The sequence below is a fragment of the Bradyrhizobium sp. 44 genome, from assembly GCF_023073095.1.
Taxonomy (GTDB): Bacteria; Pseudomonadota; Alphaproteobacteria; order Rhizobiales; family Xanthobacteraceae; genus Bradyrhizobium.
Map to the genome: position 1 here is coordinate 798,814 of NZ_JADPIY010000029.1, position 17,320 is coordinate 816,133.

Sequence of the window (17,320 nt, forward strand, 5' to 3'; positions counted from 1 at the left end):
GGGGAGGGGCGCTACGTCGCAGCGAGGTCGCGCAGCATGTAGGTTGCGCTGTCGCCGTAGGTCGCAAGCTTTGCCCGCAGCTCCGCATCCGCCTTGACGGGCCGAAAGCCGAGACGCTCCCACAGCGGCCGCGTGGCGTAGACCGACACCAATGCGAGCGTCGCGATCCCTGAGGCGCGCGCGAGCTGTTCGATCGCCAACACATAATCGCGCGCAACGCCGCCGCGAAAGTCGGGCAGCACCGCGACGTCGTGCAAATAGAGGCAGTCCGCATCGCCGGGCAATTGCTCGAGCAAGCCGTCGAGCGGCGGAATCCGGTGCTGCATCCAGGGATGCGCGAGACCGTAGCCGACGATCCCGTCGTCCGTGGCAAGCACGCGGCAGCCATCGGGATAGAGCCGCATCTTTTCCGCGAACACTTCGGGACGTTCAGGCAGATCAGGATGGATCCGCGCTGCGATCGTGCTGACCGCCGGCAGATCGGAGGCGTGCGCGGGACGCCAATGCAGCTTGCTCATGTCGACCCGTCGTTCCGTCTCCATCATCCCAGTTTATTCCGATGTGGCGATGCGCGCAGCGAAAAAAATCCTTGCCGCCATCTCAGGAATACGACGGCTCGCGCGGCGTCCTACCCATGCAAGCCCATTGCATGACAGGAGAGACCATGACGACATCCTCGATCCGCCTCGCGCTCACGCTCGCAATATCGCTGGCGATGATTCCCGCCGCTTTCGCGGCACCGCCGACAAAGACCGGCAAGACCGACAAGGGCAACGTGCTCACCGACGCCAAGGGCATGTCGCTCTATACTTTCGACAAGGATGCGGACGGCAAGTCGGCCTGCAATGGTCCGTGCGCGACCAACTGGCCGGTGCTGAAGGCCGAGGCGAGCGATGCCGCCGCCGACGGCTACACCGTCATCACGCGCGACGACGGCTCGAAGCAGTGGGCCTACAAGGGCAAGCCGCTCTACACCTTCGCCAAGGACACCAAGCCCGGCGACGTCACTGGCGATGGCTTTCTGAACGGCGCGTGGCATCTGGCGATGCCGTGAGCAGGGTGCACTGCTAGCGCAGTCCCTCATACACCATCAGCCCGCGTGCGATCTGCAGCTTGCGGATCGCGCGCGGCAGCAGTTTTTCCGGCTGGTGCAGATAGCGCCAGGAGGTGAGGGCGAACGGGCCCAGCGCGCCGCATTCGTCGTCGAACGGCGCGAGCACGCCTGTCACGCTCACTGGTGTATGCGGGCGGGCGTTGAACGGCAGCAGCAGCAACTCGAGATGCGCCTTGCTGCCGTCCTCGCGTGTGGCGGTGACGCCGGCGATTGCGCCGAGGCTCTCGTCGGCGACGATGGTCGTGATCTCTTCGATCTCGCGGCGGCTGGCTTCGTTGAAAAGCGCCGCAAAGCTCGAATCCTTGAGGTCGCACCCGGCGAGCGCGCAGACGCGCGTGCCCGCGACGCGGAACGGGAAGCCGAGATTGGGCTCGCAGGACAGCACGAAGATGTCACCGAGCAGGCCGCGCACGGCGGCCGGATCGATATCGGCCCGGTCTGGCGCCCGCGCAGTGCCGCGCTTCTCGTTCCAATATGCGAAGAACTCGCGGCTCGACGGATGTTTCATGACTGAACGCTTACCCCGGGGCGCAACCTTGCGAGACAAACCTGTCCCGCTTCAGTGCAGCCGCGATCCCTGTGTTGTTGTGCAGGAGGGGCTTTGCAGCGTCCATGCCGCAGCGGCGTTTTCGGTGCCGCTGGCGCTGCCTTTGCGTCGTTAACGTTAAATTAACTATGCGCTTTTCGTGCGCCGCGCCGCTGCTATGGTGACCGCGGTCGCAAGCTTCGCCGCTTTTCTCCAGGTTCTCGGCGAGGCCTGTACACAGGCGTCAAACAGTTTGGTCACCGGCCGCGGGGAGGGGTGGGGATACTCCCGTCTCTCTGGGTACCGGAAGTCCGACACGGATAGGCAGGGCTTTCCCAGGGCCCTGCCTTTTCCTTTTGTGCACTTGCGCAGGGCAGGCAAAGGCGACTATCTCCAAGGCCTGTCGTTACGCCTGTCGCTCCGATCGCGCCTGAAAGCGAAGCCGCCTTGGATTCCCCGCCAAATTCTCCGCCGCAAGATCCTCCGTCGCAAGATGCTTCGCTGGGGGTGCCGGCCGTCGTTGAGGAGGCTCCGCGCGAGCCGATCCTGACGCTGCCGTTCGCGCTGACGGCCTATATCCTCTTGCTCGCGGTGATCCATCTGCGGGTGCTGCTGCCGCCGGAGCTCGAGAACTGGACCATCGACGTCTTCGGCTTCATCCCGAAGCGCTACGATACCTCGCTGCTCAATCTGGAGATTCCCGGTGGGGCCGGCGCCAAGGTCTGGACCTTCGTCACTTATTCGCTGCTGCACGCCAATCTCACCCATCTCGGCTTCAACGTGCTGTGGCTGTTGCCGTTCGGCAGCGCGCTGGCGCGGCGCTTTGGCGCCATCAGGTTCTTCCTGTTCCTGGCGGTGACGGCGGCGGCCGGCGCGCTCGCCCATCTCGTCACCCATGAGCACGCGGTGGCACCGATGATCGGCGCCTCGGCCTCGGTGTCCGGCGCGATGGCGGCGGCGATCCGCTTCGCCTTCGTTCGCGGCAGCTTCCTGTCTTTCAGCCGATCGGATGCCGATACCGCCGCAAGAGTTCCGGCGCTGCCGCTGTCGCGCGCGCTGCGCGACGGGCGGGTGCTCGGTTTCCTCGCGGTGTGGTTTGGCGTCAACATCGTCTTCGGCGTCGGCGCGATCGGCGTCGATAGCGAGACCACGAGCGTTGCCTGGCAGGCGCATATCGGCGGCTTCCTTGCCGGCCTCTTGCTGTTCACGCTGTTCGATCCCGTGCCGCGCGCGCGAAGCGATGCTGCGGATGCGTCATCACAGGACATTTCAGACCGTATTTGAAGCGGCGCTTGCGGCGCCGCCCGAATTCATCCATCATTCCCGAGAAGAATGTTCCGAAGCGACAGGCCGCTAGCGGCGATGCTTCGCAAAGCGCCTGAGCGTGAAACCGGCGCTGAAACTGTTAGTTGAAGACTCGAAGAACAAGTCCGGACCGCGAACAGCGGACGGTTTCGATTCAGGGAGGCGACAATGACGGTACGTTCGATTCTCAACACCAAGGGCCACCAGATCATGAGCGTCGAGCCGGACGCCAAGCTGGCGGTCGCGGTCAAATTGCTCGGTGAGAAGAAGATCGGCGCGGTGCTGGTGATGAACCAGAGCCGGCTGGAAGGCATCCTGTCGGAGCGCGACATCGTGCGGGTGATCGGCGAACGCGGCGCCGGCGCACTGGAGGAGCCGGTCTCGCAGGTCATGACCCGCAAGGTCGTCACCTGCAAGGAGACCGACACGGTCGCCGAGCTCATGGAGATGATGACCACCGGCAAGTTCCGCCATCTGCCCGTGGTCGACAACGGCAAGGTGGTCGGCCTGATCTCGATCGGCGACATCGTCAAGCGTCGGGTGCAGGAATACGAGTCCGAGCAGGAAGCCCTGCGCGACTACATCAAGACCGCCTGATCAGGCCTGCTGGTCGGCTTTGGGCGCGGCGCCCTCCGGCGCGGGCGCGAGCTCGTGGATTGCCTCCTGGATGGACTCCAGCGCACGCTCGGCAGCGCGGGTGCCCAGGGCGATGAGGTCCTCGGAGCGGTGAAAATCGAACCAGCCGAATTGACCGATCCGCGGTGTGATCAGCATATCGGGCGGATCGCCGGCGAGGCGGGCCCGGGTGATGCGGTCCTGCATGATGTTGAAGGCGTCGACCATCACCGAAGAGAGGCCGGGCCGGGCGCTGCCGCCGCCGAAGAACTCGCGCTTCACCGTCTTCTCAGGCGAGAAGAATCTCGGGAAGCGCCGCTTTGACGCCGGCTCTTCGGCCGCGGGGATCACCGGTTCAGGTATCGCGCCGTGCGAATAGACCGTCGTCGAATAGGTGAAGATGTCGCTGGAAAGATTTGCGGCGATGACGATTTCCGCGCCGAGCGCGCGCGCGGCCGAGACCGGCACCGGGTTCACCAATGCGCCGTCGACCAGCCAGCGATCACCGATCAGGACCGGAGAGAAGATGCCGGGCAGCGCATAGGAGGCGCGCATCGCGTCGACCACGCGGCCGCGCGTCAGCCAGATCTCGTGGCCGGTGCGGACCTCGGTCGCGACGGCGGCGAACTTGACCGGGAGGTCCTCGATCTGGCTCTGGCCGCAGGCAGCCTCGAGCCGGGTCGCCAGCTTCTCGCCGCCGATCAGGCCGGAGCCGTTGAGGCGGATGTCGAGGTAGCCGAGAATGTTGCGCATCCCTTGCAGGCTGCGGCCCCATTCTTCCAGCGTATCGAGCCGGCCGGCCGCATAGAGGCCGCCGACCACCGCGCCAATCGAGGTGCCGACCACGACGTCAGGCACGATTCCGTTGGCGAGCAGGGTCCGGATAATGCCGATATGGGCGAAGCCGCGCGCCGCGCCGCCGCCAAGCGCAAGGCCGATGACCGGCCGGCGGATGCTGCCCAGGCCGACTTTCTCGGCGACCTTGTCGCTGTTCGAACCCCGACCCTTCAATATGTCCAGCACCGAAACTCTCCTACGCCGGGACCCGCCATCAGACTAGGCACCGCAGTCGCGCTCCGCCAGAACCGGGCCGAAGCATGGTTTATGCCGGTTTGGGAAGGGCACGGGGCAGGAGTATGGCGAGGCGCGGTTGCCCCTGGGGTAATCACGCAGGCGTCAACCGGGTTCCAAAAGCTGTATCGGGCCGTATTTCTCGGGGTTTCGGAGGCTTGAATTTGCCGCGTTTTCGGTGAAAAGCAGATGGCATGACTCTCGGGGGTGACGGCATCATCGGATGGCGGCGCAGCGCATCGCTGCTGTCGGCGCTGATCCTTGCTGCCTGCCTCCATACCCTTGGCCAGAATGCTGCGCAGGCGCAGCTTTTCTCCGATCGTCCACCGCCGGTGCCGCCCGCTTCGGTGCCCGATCCCGGCGGCGCGGTCAGTCTGGCGCCGCCCTCCGGCCCGGGTGCCGGACCGCCGAGCCTGCCGCCGACCCTGTTGCAGCCGACCACGCCCAGCATGCCGCCGCCCGCGGTCACGACCGTGCCGTCCGCCGCGCCGCTCAACGCGGCCGTGCCCGGGCAGGGCGTGCTGTCACTGACGGCGAAATACGGCAAGGACACCCCCCCGATCACCAGCGGCTTGGTCTGGCGCGTATTTGCCGATCGTCCTGACGAGAACGGCACCTTCAAGCTGATCCGCGAGGACCGCAATGCCACGCCGAACATCGTGCTGCCGCCCGGCAATTACGTCGTGCATGTCGCCTTTGGCCTCGTCAGCGCGGTGCGCACCGTCAGCCTGAAGGCCGAGACCGACCGGGAGTCCTTCGTGCTGCCCGCCGGCGGCTTGCGCATCGAGGGCCGCGTCGGCACCAGCCGCATTCCGCAGAACCAGATATCGTTCGCGATCTACAAGGGCAGCCAGTTCGAATCCGGCGAGCGCGCCTCCCTGGTGCCGAACGTCGCCGCCGGTGACGTCGTGCTGCTGCCGGAAGGTACCTACTACATCATCTCGAACTACGGCGATGCCAATTCGGTGGTGCGCTCGGACATCCGCGTCCAGGCCAGCAAGCTCACCGACGTCACCATCACCCACCGCGCCGCCGTCATCACGCTCAAGCTCGTCAGCGACAGGGGCGGCGAGGCGCTCGCCAACACCGCCTGGTCGGTGCTGACCCCGGGCGGCGACGTCATCAAGGAATCGATCGGCGCCTTCCCGCGCGTCGTGCTCTCGGAAGGCGAATACCGCGCCATCGCCAAGAACGAGGGCAAGGTCTACGAGCGCGGGTTCAACGTCGTCAACGGCGTCGACGGCGAAGTGGAAGTCGTCGCGCGGTAGTGCTTGAGCGGTGATACCGCATGCGGCCTGACGCTGGTCTTCGTGTCTGGCGAACACGTCTCATTCAGCGCACGGATCTCCCATATCTTATTACCGCCAGTCCTCGTCACGTGCGAAAGCGGATGCTCTCCGCTGCTCCGTTTGGTGTTGCGATTTGAATAGCTTTGTCAGCGCTACCAGGCAGGACCGACAAACACCGGCACCGCCGGCTTATTCCAGCGGCGCCGCGACTTCCTCACAGCCGGTGCAAGATACCTATTTCCGATAATCAATTTTATTCGCTTTCCATCCTGCTGCGTTATATGTCGGGCATCCCTCCAACGGAGGAGGCCGGAGCAGGCTCGTGCGTCTGCGAGACCGGCAAGGAGCAGGGGACCAAGCTCGTCGGCATGTTCGAAGTGATCCTCACCAGGCGTAAGCGGTTCGGCTGGCGGTGGCAGGTGTGCGACCAATCCGGCAAGAAATTCGCCGATGGCTTCGAGCGCACCCGGCCGTCCGCCAAATATCATGGCGAGCGCGCATTGTTCTTTCTGTTGTCGCAAGCCCATCTGCGCAACCGCTTGGCGACGTCCAGCGAGGACTAGTCGCCTCAGCGCGTGCGGGTCTCCGCAGCCCGGCTTGCGCTTCGCTTCATCCGGCGACTAGACTTCTCTGCGAGCGCCGTCAGATGTCCACAACGAGCTTGCCCTGCGTCGCGTGATCGCGGATCAGCGCATAGGCATCGCCGACGTTCTCCAGTGTGAAGTGCCGGGCATCGAGCGTCGGCAAGAGCTTGCCGGCCTCAACCAGGCGCGTGGCTTCCGCCATGATCACTCCGTGATGCGCGCGGCCTTCCCCTGAGAGCAGCGGCAGCAGCGTGAACACGCCGGAATAGGTGGCGGAGCGGAACGAGAGCGGCGCAAGCGCGTGCGAGCCCCATCCGAGCGCGCTCACGACATGGCCGAAGCGGCGCACGGCTTCGAAGGAAGCGTCGAGTACCTGACCGCCGACGGTGTCGTAGACGACGTCGAAGCCGCGGCCGCCCGTATGCTCTGCAACATAAGTCGCGATGGCGGTATCGCGATCGATGAAGGTCGCGCCAAAGCCTTCGATGGTGGCGCGCTGCGATGCCGAGCCGGTCGCGAACATTTCTGCCCCGAACGCGCGCGCGATCTGGATTGCCATGTGCCCAACGCCGCCTGCGCCGCCATGGATCAACACCTTTTGTCCGGCCTTCAGCGCCGCGCGGTCGATCAGTCCTTCCCAGGCCGTGATGAAGATGAGGGGCAGGGCGGCTGCCTCCCGCATGCTGAGATTGGCAGGCTTCAACGCCAGCAGGTCGGCGTCGACAGCGGCGAATTCGGCGAGCGATCCCTGCACACCGCCGACGCCTCCCGTCATGCCATAGACCTCGTCGCCCCGGTTGAACCGCGAGACGTCACGACCGGTCTGTTCGATCACGCCGGCGAGATCCAGCCCGAGGATTGCAGGCAGCGGATGGCGCGCATGCGCCGCCGCGCCCGCATGGATCTTGGTGTCGAGCGGATTGATCCCGCTCGCGCGGATTCGCACCAGCACCTCGCGCGGACCGATCTCGGGCGTGGGGACGGTTGAGGGGCGCAGCGGCGCGTTGTGGGTCTCCAGGACGGCCGCGCGCATCGTCGATTGTCTCGTCATGATCGTCTTGCTCCGTTGTCGGCCTCCAATATGCCCATGATTTTTTGCATGGGAAGGAATGAGAATGTACGATTGTCGTGCGTTTTTGTATGAGGAGGCTTCCGGTGGACTGGAGCGATCTGCGCATCTTCCTGGCGGTTGCGCGCGAAGGCACTCTCGGCGCGGCCGCACGGAAGATCGGCCAGACCCAGCCGACGATGGGACGGAGACTTCGTGCGCTCGAAAAGTCGCTCGGACAAACGCTGTTCCAGCGCACGGCGGATGGCTTCGTGCTGACCGACGAGGGCACAGCTGTGCTGCGCCATGCCGAGCGGATTGAAGAGGAGGCGCTCGCCTTGGAGCGGCGTGCATCCGGCGCGGAGACGCAGCTCGATGGCTTGCTGCGTCTGTCGTCGTCGGACTGGTTCGGGACGGTGATACTCTCCCCGCTGATTGCCGCGTTCGGCAAGCGCCATCCCAAGGTGACCGTCGAGCTTCTGACCGATGCGCGCCTCTACAGTCTGCCGCGCCGCGAGGCTGATCTCGTCTTCCGCATCAAACCGTTCGACGAGCCTGAAGTGATCTCCCGAAAGCTGCTCCACATTCCCTACGCTCTCTACGGCAAGAAAGGCAGCAAGCCGCCACGCGCCGGCGACGGAAGCGGTATCCGTGTTGTGACCATGAACGCCGAATTCGCCGACATGCCCGATGCGCTGTGGCTGAAGCGCACGCTGCCGAATATGGAAATCGCCGCGCGCAGCAATAACAGGCAGGCGCAGGCGGAGCTTTGCGCGAGTGGCGGCGGGCTCGCGGTGCTGCCGCGTCCACTCGGCGATCGCGACCGCCGGCTGGTCGCGCTCGACATCGGCGCGACGCCGCCCGGCCGCGACACCTATGTCGGCTATCACCGCGATCTCAGGCGCCTCGCCCGCCTGCGCGCGCTGCTCGATCTCGTGATCGAGCGATTGGCGGGGTGATTGCTTTTGATACCCTGCTGTGACCAGGGCGTTCGCAGCAATCCCCCGGGACAGGTGCGGCGCGAGCCGGATTGCGCTGGGATCATCCGGCTTACAAGACCTTGCGGTGCCCGTCAGGCAAAACACCCAAGCTGTCGGTCAATTCCTGCCCTCAAAAACTATTCCGCTTTACCGAAATTCGGAAACGGCGTATATCTCGCCGTAACCCGGCCCAAGGAAGAGGGGCGCATCGCGATCGTCACGAACGCGGGCCGGATGGCGGTGGACGTTGGTCACATCGGCGCGAACGGCTTCGCAGGGCGGGCAACCGTGAGCGAAGGCCTCGCGCACACGACCGGTGTGATCGGCGTACGGCGAAATCGTGTGGTCCTGACGCCCGGGGTCTGTGCGTCAAGCGTTGCGGTGATGTGGGCTGCCCAACCGGGCACACGCATCAGCCATCCGCAAGGCGACGGGGGCAATAGTGCATCGCTCCCCGGGGAGAGCGCGACATAAGCTGTAAAGCCACTGCGCAGGGAAGGCCGGATGTTGGGCTTCACCTGTATGCCGCTGTGCAATCTTGTTACGACAATCTCGCACAGTGGACCGCGGGTGCCAGCCGGCACCCGGTCTTCCCTGCGCCCTCTTTCAATTGAGGGTGAGACGACGAAGCAAAGCTCGGGCGAACACGCCGCGAGGATGCGAAGGTGTGTCTGCGATCCGGAATGCGAATGGACGCGCGACCCTGCCACCCAAAGACTCCGTCATTGCGAGCGGAGCAAAGCAATCCAGTCTGTCGCCGCGGAAAGATTCTGGATTGCTGTGCTGCGCTCGCAATGACGAGGATGATGGAAGTGCCCGGCGCCGAGATCGCAAAGCTGCTCGCCGCTTTCAGCCAGCGCGCTTCACGGGCGGCGTAACTCGGACGGATAACAGTCATAGACCAGCGCCTTGAAGGCGGGCGTGATGCGGCTGCGCTCGTTCTGGGTCTGCTGCATCAGCAGGTAGACCATATCGAGCTTGGGATCGACGCCGAAATAGGTGCCGCTGCCACTGTCCCATTTCAACTCGCCGAGCGAGCCCGGCGGCGGCGGTTTGGCGTTGCCGGGATCGGTCCGCACCGCAAGGCCATAGCCATAGCCGAAACCGTCGCCCGGAAAATAGAAATAGTCGCGTCCGACGCCCGAGCCCGGCCCGACGTGATCGGTCGTCATGGCCTTGAACGCCGCAGGACTGAGATAGCGCTTGCCGTCGAACTCGCCGCCATTGAGCAGCATCTGCGAGAAGCGCTGATAGTCGGTGATGGTCGAGAGCAGGCCGCCGCCGCCGGACTGCCATTCGGGATGGTCGAGGCGCTCGCGCTCGGCGGCGAGCAGGATGTCGTCGTTCGGCAGGGGCCGCGCCATCCGCGCGAGCTCGTCCTCGGTCGCCAGCGCGAATTTTGTGCTGCTCATGCCGAGCGGATCGAAGATGCGCTGCTTGAGGAATGCGTACAGCGTCTGGCCCGAGATGATCTCGATGACGCTGCCGAGCACGTCGGTGGAATGACCGTAGCGCCACAGCGTTCCCGGTTGCCGTGCCAGCGGCAGCCTCGCGATTCGTTGGGCGAACTCCCTGTTGTCGAATTGACCTTCGAAGATGTTGGCGGCCTTGTAGGCCTGCTCAACCCATTTGCCGCCGATATAGTCGTAGCTGATGCCCGAAGTGTGCCGCAGCAGATCCTCAATGTTGACGGGACGGACCGGGGCCACGAGATCCACCTTCAGCGTGCCGTCGGGATTGGTGACCTCGAGGCCCACCTTAGTGTCGGCAAAGAGGGGAATGTATTTCGACACGGAGTCGGTGAGCGCAAGCTTGCCCTGGTCGATCAGCATCATCGCGCCGAGGCACGTGACCGGCTTGGTCATCGAGTGGATGGCGAAGATCGTATCGGACGTCATCGCGAGGCCCGTCCTGGTGTCGCGCACGCCAAAAGTCTTCAGATAGACCGGCTTGCCGTGCTGCTGGACCAGCACCACTACGCCCGGCAGCCGGCCGCTCGTCACCTCGTTGTCAAAATACGCGGTGATACGGTCGAGCCCGTCGGACGACGGCGCGGGGATGTCGGCGGCGCGGCTTCGCGCCATCGTGCCGGCCAGCAGCGCGGCTCCGACCAGAAATTCACGACGCTTCATCCGGGCTTCCTCCCTTGCCGGGATCAAAGCCGCAAGACGTCGAAGGCGTCAACACGCCTTCGGTTAAAACCGCGTCACGATTTCAGAAAGGACCGGTCGCGGACGGTCCTCGCTCGGCCTGGTCGGCTTGCCGATATGGACGAAGCCGGCAAGTTTCTCGTCCGGCTTGAGGCCGAGGCCGTCCAGCACGTCGCGATCGAACGAGAACCAGCCGGTCAGCCAGCAGGCGCCGTAGTCGAGCGCGGTCGCGGCCGTGACAATGTTCATGACGCTGGCGCCGGCCGACAATTCCTGCTCGAAGGCCGGCACTTTCGGATGCGGCTTGGTGAAGCTGACGATGCCGATCACCAGCGGCGCATCCGTGAGGCGTTTGCGCTCGGTCTCGACATCGGCCGCTGCCGCGCCGGGATTCTTCCGGGCAAACACCTTCGCGATCACCTCGCCGGCGCGCTCGCGCGCATCGCCCTCGAAGATGATGAAGCGCCAGGGCGCGAGCTTGCCATGGTCGGGCACGCGCGCGCCGATGGTGAGGATGGTCTCGAGCTCGGCCGGGGAGGGGCCGGGCCCGGACATCTCGCGCGGCTTGACCGAGCGGCGGGTCTTCAGGAGTTCGATGGCGTCGGGCACTGCGGTTTCCTCTTCGGCTGGTCGTCGGGCGTGCAATCCCCACATAGGAATGCACGCCCGCAACCGAAAGCGAGTTTAGACCGATTTCAGATGTCAGGCCGCGCCGCGCGCCCGCTTCACATCCGGCGGGGTCGCCTCGTCGACGAGGGCGGCGATGGCCTCCACCGTCGTCGTCACTTGCTGACCGTCGCTGCCGAGCCGGCGGATCGAGACCGACTGCGTCTCGGCCTCTTTCTTGCCGACCACGAGCAGTGCCGGAATCTTGGCCAGCGAATGCTCGCGGACCTTGTAGTTGATCTTTTCGTTGCGCAGGTCGATCTCGGCCCGAAGTCCCGCACGCCGGACCTGCTCCAGCACCTGCTTGGCATACTCGTCGGCTTCCGATGTGATGGTGGTGACCACCACCTGCACCGGCGACAGCCAGAGCGGGAAGTTGCCGGCATAGTGCTCGATCAGGATGCCGATGAAGCGTTCCATCGAACCGCAAATCGCGCGGTGCACCATGACCGGCGGCTTCTTGCCGCTGTCGTGGTCGATGTAGAACGCACCGAACCGTTCCGGCAGGTTGAAGTCGACCTGCGTGGTGCCGCACTGCCAGTCGCGGCCGATGGCGTCGCGCAGCACATATTCGAACTTCGGCCCGTAAAAGGCGCCTTCGCCCGGGTTGATCTCGGTCTTGATGTGATTGTTCTGCGACTGGATCTCGCGCAGCACTGTCGCCATCACGCGCTCGGCGTGATCCCACATCGCGTCGGTGCCGACGCGTTTCTCCGGCCGGGTCGACAGCTTCACGGTGAGATCGCCGGTGAAGCCGAAATCAGCATAGGTCGACAGGATCAGCTCGTTGATCTTCAGGCACTCGTCGGCGAGCTGATCCTCCATGCAGAAGATGTGCGCGTCGTCCTGGGTGAAGCCGCGCACGCGCATCAATCCATGCATCGCGCCGGACGGCTCGTAGCGGTGCACCACGCCGAACTCGGCGAGCCGCAGCGGCAGGTCGCGGTAGCTCTTCAGGCCATGCTTGAAGATCTGCACGTGGCCCGGGCAGTTCATCGGCTTCAGCGCGAACCAGCGCTTGTCCTCGGCCTCCTCGCCGGCCGACTGCGCCGCGAACATGTTCTCGCGGTACCAGCCCCAATGGCCGGAGGTCTCCCACAGCGACTTGTCGAGGATCTGCGGGGCGTTGACCTCGCTATAGTCGCCGGCCAGGCGCCGGCGCATATAGGCGATCAGCTGCTGGAAGATGGTCCAGCCCTTGGCGTGCCAGAACACGACGCCCGGGCCTTCCTCCTGGAAATGGAAGAGGTCGAGCTCGCGCCCGAGCTTGCGATGGTCGCGCTTTTCCGCTTCCTCGATCTGCTTCAGATAAGCGTCGAGGTCCTCCTGCTTGGCGAACGCCGTGCCGTAGATGCGGGTCAGCATCGGGTTGTTGCTGTCGCCGCGCCAATAGGCGCCGGCCACTTTCATCAGCTTGAAGGCGTTGCCGACCTTGCCGGTCGAGGTCATGTGCGGGCCGCGGCAGAGATCGAACCAGTCGCCCTGGTAATAGATCTTGATCGGCTCGTTGCCGGGAATGGCGTCGACCAGCTCGACCTTGAACGCTTCGCCCTTGTCGCGGAACACCTGTTTCGTCTTTTCGCGATCCCAAACCTCCTTGGTAAAAGGCTTGTCGCGCGCGATGAGCTCGCGCATCTTTTTCTCGATCGCGGCAAAGTCTTCCGGCGTGAACGGCTCGTTGCGGAAGAAATCGTAATAGAAGCCGTTCTCGATCACGGGACCGATGGTGACCTGGGTGCCCGGCCACAGCGTCTGCACGGCTTCGGCAAGTACGTGGGCGCAGTCATGGCGGATCAGCTCGAGCGCGCGCGGATCGTCGCGGTTGATCAGCTCGATCCTGGCATCGGCTTCGATTGCGTCGTCGAGGTCGGAGACCACGCCGTCGAGCGCCATCGCGACTGTGCGCTTGGCCAGCGACGGCGAAATGCCCTTGGCAAGTTCGAGGCCGGTGATGCTCTTGGCATATTCGCGCCGGGCGCCGTCCGGGAAGGTGAGGGTGATTTTTTCCGGCGGGGTCACGGGCCTCAAATTGCTCAGGCTGTACTGGAAGCCGGATTCGGATTTGGGCTGCTCGGACTTGGACTGGTCCTTGGACAGGTCCTTGGATTGGTCGTTGGGCTGGTCGGTCATGGCGTGTCTCCTGAGGCTCACTCCTGCGAACGAGCGCAGGTAAGCGGGAACGAGCGATATATCAGGCGATTCGGCCTGCGCAATCCGGCATTTCCAAGAAACCGGCGCGCAAAAGCGGGGGCGCTGCACGAACTATTCCGGGCAACGCCCTTTGACTGGTCGCAAGCCCGCTCTACATGCGTTTGCATGGAAAATGCATGCGCCGGCCGTTTCGCGCCAACCGCCCTGATGCTCGGCAATCTCGTCACCGGCTGCTCGGTCTTGGCACCGGCGGGCATGCTGCCGGAATTGGCGACGGGGCTCGACGTCAGCATCCATGCGGCCGCGCTCCTGATCACCTTCGGGGCTGTCATCCTGTGCATCGGCTCGCCGCTGACGGCCTGGCTCACCAGCCGGATCGAACGCCGGACGCTGCTCACCACGACGCTCGCGGTGCTCGCTTTTGGCAATCTCGCCTCTGCCTTTGCGCCCGATTATGCAGGCCTCCTCGTCATCCGCCTGGTGATGCTCGCGGTCGGCGCGCTCTACACGCCGCAGGCCGCCGGTACGGCGGCGTTGATCGTGCCGGTGGAGCGTCGCGGCAGCACGATTGCCTACATCTTTCTCGGCTGGTCGCTCGCTGCCGCCGTCGGCCTGCCGCTGATCACCTTCATCGCCAGCCGCTATGGCTGGCGCGCGGCCTATGGCGGGATCGGCGCGCTCGGCTGCGTCAGCTTCCTGCTGTTGCTGATGCGACTGCCGGCGGGCTTGAAGGGCACGCCCGTGGATCTGAAGACCTGGAGCGCGGTCGGTCGCAACAGGACGATCCTGCTGCTGCTTGCGATCACGATGTTGCAGATGTCCGGGCAGTTCGTGGTGTTCACCTTCATGGGGCCGTTGCTCAACAAGCTGACCGGCGCAGGGCCCGATGCGATCGGCATGGTGTTCGCTCTCTATGGGGTCTGCGGCTTCCTCGGCGTTGTCATTGCGACCCGCATCGTCGACACCTCGGGACCCTATCGTACCTCGCTGCTGTTCACGTGCCTGCTGCTTGCGGGGATCACCGGCTGGGCGCTCGGCGCCGGCACGCTCGCGTTGATGGCGGGTGCGGTCGCGATCTGGGGCCTCGGCTTTGCCTCGACCAATTCGATGCAGCAGGTGCGGCTGGTCTCGGCCGCACCGTCGCTGGCATCGGCGACCGTCGCACTCAACACCTCCGTCCTCTATATCGGCCAGGCGGTCGGCTCTGCCGTCGGCGGACTGCTGTTCGCCCGCGAGCTCCTGCATACGCTCGGCTTCGTCGCGGTCGGCTTCGTCGTGCTGGCGCTGATCCTGGTGGTCCTGACCCGGCCCCGGCCGGCAACTGTCGCCCCGGCCTGAACGGAAGCGTGTCCGTGCGCGCAAGGTGCTTGGCAAACCGCGCGCCGGGAGGCTAGAAGGCCGGTCATGGGGACCAAAGAGGGTTGACTGAGATGAGGATGATTCTGGCGGTTGCCGCGGTGCTCTATTCAGCCTCCGCTTTCGCGCAAGCCGACAAGCCACCAATGATCGGGGACAAGCCGTTGGTGCAGGTCAAGCCCAAGGGCACCAAGGCAGGGACCAAGGAGGCTGCGGCAAAGTCGGCTGCGGCGCCGAAGGGCAAGCCGCAATCCATCGCAGCGCGGCTCCAGGCCTGCCTCGATCTAGACGACGGCACCAAGGACCGGCTCAATTGCTACGACGCCGTGATCGCGCCGACACCGAAGCCGAAGCCGCCGAAGGCCAAGGGGTACGCCGATTGCCGTTTCTTCAAGGAGGAGGACGAACGGCTGGCCTGCTTCAACGGCTTTGCCGAGAGCATTCCGAAGCTGCCAAAAACCTGAGGCCGTTAAGACCCGAAGGATCAGGAGCCGGACGGTTAGTCGCTGATCCGGCTCAGCACGGCCCTGAAGGCAACGCCCGGCAGTTGCAGTGCGGTGCCTTCGAATTCCGCAGTGTCGCCATCCTCCCGACCGGCGAGCGTCAGCGTGATCCGGTCGAGACCGAACAGCGCCTTGAAGCACGGGTCGTCATTGTGGCGCTCGGTCGAGATCTTGACCTTGATGCTGTCGCCTTCGCCCGTGCAGGTGCCAATGAACGCGAAAGCAGAATTGCCGCCGCGCATCTTGCCCTCGGTCACATAGACGACGCCGCAACCCGTGCCGTGAACCGTGTGGAAGTCGACTTTGTAGAGTCCCTGACGCACAGTCTGTCCCCGCAGAATCCAGATGCAACTTGGCCGGCAAAGTATGATTGTTGCCAGTGGAAGCAATCCGGTCCGCACCGGGACCGTCGGCCATCAACATCACATTTTGATCAAGGCTTGAGAGGCTTGCGGGCCGTGCAGCCAAATGCCGACGGGCGCAATATCGCAAGCTACCGGCTCGATGGATTGGTGGAGGCCACGCGCGTGAGCGCGAGCGCCGGCGTTGCCGACATCTTCACCAGTACGTCCTTGAGCGGGTCCCGCGTCCACGCTCGGGTCACATAGTCGCGATGGGTGATGCCGTCCCCGGTTTCGACGAACACCACGCTGCCCGGACGTAAGGGGCCGTCCATGTCTTCGGAGACGGCGATGCCTTTCTGCCGCAGCGTGCTCATCAGCTCGCGGTCGCGCCGCGCGGTGTAGCGGGTGTACGAGCTGACGAAGAAGCCGGAGCGGTGGCTCTCGATCCATGAGGCGAACTTGTCCATTTCGCCATAGACGGCGTCGAGCAGCACGACGCCGCGGACACGGTCGCTGATGCCGCCGACCTCGAGGCTCCAGGCCGTCGGCAGGAAGCCGCCGCTGTAGCCGACGATCACGATCGGCATATTGGCGAAGGCGCGGGCGCTGTTGGGATCGCCGGTGAGCCGGGCCAGATGGTTCGCAGACTCTTCCAGGAAGCGCTTGAGGCCGCCAGCCTGCCAGAACTTGCCGGCGCTGGAATCGGCGGCGTCCACCGCCATTTGCGGCGCAAGTAGGATGGCGTTGGCGCCGGAATCGGTGACCTGCTGCGGCACCAGCTGTCGGTCGCGCACGTCGCGCTCGAGTGTCGCGCCATTGCCGTGGAAGAACACCACGATCACGCCTGGCTTCCGCACGTCGAAATGTTCGGGCACGTGCATCAGGACGCGGTTATCGTTGTAAGTCTCGTCCTGCCAGAACACGCGCCCGGAATAGCTGCGGTGGCCGCGGCGGTCGCCCTTGGAGATGTTGAGGAACGGCGCGTCGGAGGCGGGGTTGTTGCCGAAATAGGGGAAGGCTGACGACTTCATGCTGACGAGGGTCGTCAGGTCCTCGCGCGGCGGACGCTGGTATGGGGCCTGCGGCGCGAGCGAAGCGACCTTGTAGGGCGCCTGCTCCGGCTGCTGCTGCACGGCGCGCTTGGGTGAGAAGTCCGACATCTGCCGTTGCAGAAAACCCTCGCTCGCGGATGGGAAGCGCTCCCTGAACTGGGGGGCCGGGAAGCGATCCTCAAACGTGTCGCTGCTTGCGACTTGCTGGTTTGTCTTCGCAACGACCTGGACGTTGGCTGGGACGTTGCCTTGGACGTTGGCCTGCGAGTTCGCCGCGAGCGCTGCCGGATTGGGTGCCTTGCCGCATTGAACCAGGGTCAGCGACAACGGCACCAAGACTGAGATCAGAGCGGTCCGAAGCGCACGACCGCGCGCGCCGGACGTGGTCCGGTCGGCGCGGATGTCAGCTCTCGGTTTCGGAACGGCCCCGACCATTCACCCATGACCCCAAGTCATGACCACAAGTCCATCGGCAATCATTAAGGCAATTGAGCCGATGGGCGTTTAGGCGACGTTAAGTGTCCGGAGAAACTTCCCCACATCCGGAACGCTCAAGGGGACCACGC

Annotated in this window: 17 protein-coding genes; 8 read left to right on the forward strand and 9 right to left on the reverse strand. The window is 64.7% G+C overall.

The annotated features are described in order from the left end of the window. Positions 1-11: 11 nt before the first annotated feature. A complete protein-coding gene (locus IVB41_RS29585) occupies positions 12-518 on the reverse strand; it encodes a GNAT family N-acetyltransferase (protein WP_027567805.1) in 507 nt (168 codons plus the stop codon). A 146-nt stretch (positions 519-664) separates the two neighbouring features. Here IVB41_RS29585 and IVB41_RS29590 point away from each other — a divergent pair, with 146 nt between their 5' ends. Then, positions 665-1,054, forward strand: a complete 390-nt coding sequence (locus IVB41_RS29590) for a hypothetical protein (protein WP_027567806.1) — start codon at positions 665-667, stop codon at positions 1,052-1,054. A gap of 13 nt (positions 1,055-1,067) precedes the next feature. On the opposite strand, the gene IVB41_RS29595 is transcribed toward IVB41_RS29590, so the two are convergent. Next, positions 1,068-1,622 carry a PAS domain-containing protein gene (locus tag IVB41_RS29595; protein ID WP_247437695.1) on the reverse strand — a complete coding sequence of 185 codons (555 nt, stop codon included), beginning with the start codon at positions 1,620-1,622 and terminating at the stop codon, positions 1,068-1,070. A 465-nt stretch (positions 1,623-2,087) separates the two neighbouring features. Between IVB41_RS29595 and IVB41_RS29600 the strand changes: the two genes are divergently transcribed. Then, the gene (locus IVB41_RS29600) at positions 2,088-2,924 is read left to right on the forward strand and encodes a rhomboid family intramembrane serine protease (protein WP_249802791.1); all 837 of its coding nucleotides are present in this window, start codon (positions 2,088-2,090) and stop codon (positions 2,922-2,924) included. Between the two features lie 189 nt (positions 2,925-3,113). Continuing rightward, a complete protein-coding gene (locus tag IVB41_RS29605) occupies positions 3,114-3,542 on the forward strand; it encodes a CBS domain-containing protein (protein ID WP_007611784.1) in 429 nt (142 codons plus the stop codon). Here the strand turns inward: IVB41_RS29605 and IVB41_RS29610 are convergent, their stop codons facing one another. After that, positions 3,543-4,583 carry a patatin-like phospholipase family protein gene (locus IVB41_RS29610; RefSeq protein ID WP_247400268.1) on the reverse strand — a complete coding sequence of 347 codons (1,041 nt, stop codon included), beginning with the start codon at positions 4,581-4,583 and terminating at the stop codon, positions 3,543-3,545. Positions 4,584-4,825: 242 nt separating this feature from the next. Here IVB41_RS29610 and IVB41_RS29615 point away from each other — a divergent pair, with 242 nt between their 5' ends. Continuing rightward, the gene (locus tag IVB41_RS29615; protein ID WP_247437701.1) at positions 4,826-5,899 is read left to right on the forward strand and encodes a hypothetical protein; all 1,074 of its coding nucleotides are present in this window, start codon (positions 4,826-4,828) and stop codon (positions 5,897-5,899) included. Positions 5,900-6,201: 302 nt separating this feature from the next. Then, positions 6,202-6,483 carry a hypothetical protein gene (locus IVB41_RS29620; RefSeq protein WP_027567811.1) on the forward strand — a complete coding sequence of 94 codons (282 nt, stop codon included), beginning with the start codon at positions 6,202-6,204 and terminating at the stop codon, positions 6,481-6,483. 79 nt (positions 6,484-6,562) lie between these two features. Here IVB41_RS29620 and IVB41_RS29625 read toward each other — a convergent pair whose 3' ends face one another. Next, the gene (locus IVB41_RS29625) at positions 6,563-7,555 is read right to left on the reverse strand and encodes a zinc-dependent alcohol dehydrogenase family protein (protein ID WP_247437704.1); all 993 of its coding nucleotides are present in this window, start codon (positions 7,553-7,555) and stop codon (positions 6,563-6,565) included. Between the two features lie 104 nt (positions 7,556-7,659). On the opposite strand from IVB41_RS29625, the gene IVB41_RS29630 reads away from it, so the two are divergent. Next, positions 7,660-8,511 (forward strand): LysR family transcriptional regulator, encoded by an 852-nt coding sequence (locus IVB41_RS29630; RefSeq protein ID WP_247437705.1) that lies wholly within the window; start codon positions 7,660-7,662, stop codon positions 8,509-8,511. An 884-nt stretch (positions 8,512-9,395) separates the two neighbouring features. Here IVB41_RS29630 and IVB41_RS29635 read toward each other — a convergent pair. The 3 genes from IVB41_RS29635 to thrS all read right to left on the reverse strand — a co-directional run bounded on the left by IVB41_RS29635 (position 9,396) and on the right by thrS (position 13,478). Continuing rightward, on the reverse strand, positions 9,396-10,664 hold the full coding sequence (locus tag IVB41_RS29635) for a serine hydrolase (protein WP_247437707.1): 1,269 nt from the start codon (positions 10,662-10,664) through the stop codon (positions 9,396-9,398). Between the two features lie 63 nt (positions 10,665-10,727). Next, positions 10,728-11,291 carry a nitroreductase gene (locus IVB41_RS29640; RefSeq protein ID WP_247437709.1) on the reverse strand — a complete coding sequence of 188 codons (564 nt, stop codon included), beginning with the start codon at positions 11,289-11,291 and terminating at the stop codon, positions 10,728-10,730. A gap of 93 nt (positions 11,292-11,384) precedes the next feature. Further along, positions 11,385-13,478 (reverse strand): threonine--tRNA ligase, encoded by a 2,094-nt coding sequence (thrS, locus tag IVB41_RS29645; RefSeq protein WP_247362181.1) that lies wholly within the window; start codon positions 13,476-13,478, stop codon positions 11,385-11,387. A gap of 186 nt (positions 13,479-13,664) precedes the next feature. Here thrS and IVB41_RS29650 point away from each other — a divergent pair, with 186 nt between their 5' ends. Further along, positions 13,665-14,837, forward strand: coding sequence for an MFS transporter (locus IVB41_RS29650; protein WP_247437712.1), 1,173 nt, complete (start codon positions 13,665-13,667; stop codon positions 14,835-14,837). A gap of 92 nt (positions 14,838-14,929) precedes the next feature. Beyond that, positions 14,930-15,319 carry a hypothetical protein gene (locus IVB41_RS29655; protein ID WP_247437714.1) on the forward strand — a complete coding sequence of 130 codons (390 nt, stop codon included), beginning with the start codon at positions 14,930-14,932 and terminating at the stop codon, positions 15,317-15,319. 35 nt (positions 15,320-15,354) lie between these two features. Here the strand turns inward: IVB41_RS29655 and IVB41_RS29660 are convergent, their stop codons facing one another. Together IVB41_RS29660 and IVB41_RS29665 are read right to left on the reverse strand one after the other, a co-directional pair. Continuing rightward, entirely contained in the window at positions 15,355-15,681 is a 327-nt protein-coding gene (locus tag IVB41_RS29660; protein ID WP_247437716.1) for a GrlR family regulatory protein, read from the reverse strand. A gap of 170 nt (positions 15,682-15,851) precedes the next feature. Next, complete coding sequence (locus IVB41_RS29665; protein WP_247437717.1) at positions 15,852-17,189, reverse strand: alpha/beta hydrolase; 1,338 nt, start codon at positions 17,187-17,189, stop codon at positions 15,852-15,854. Between the last annotated feature and the right edge of the window lie 131 nt (positions 17,190-17,320).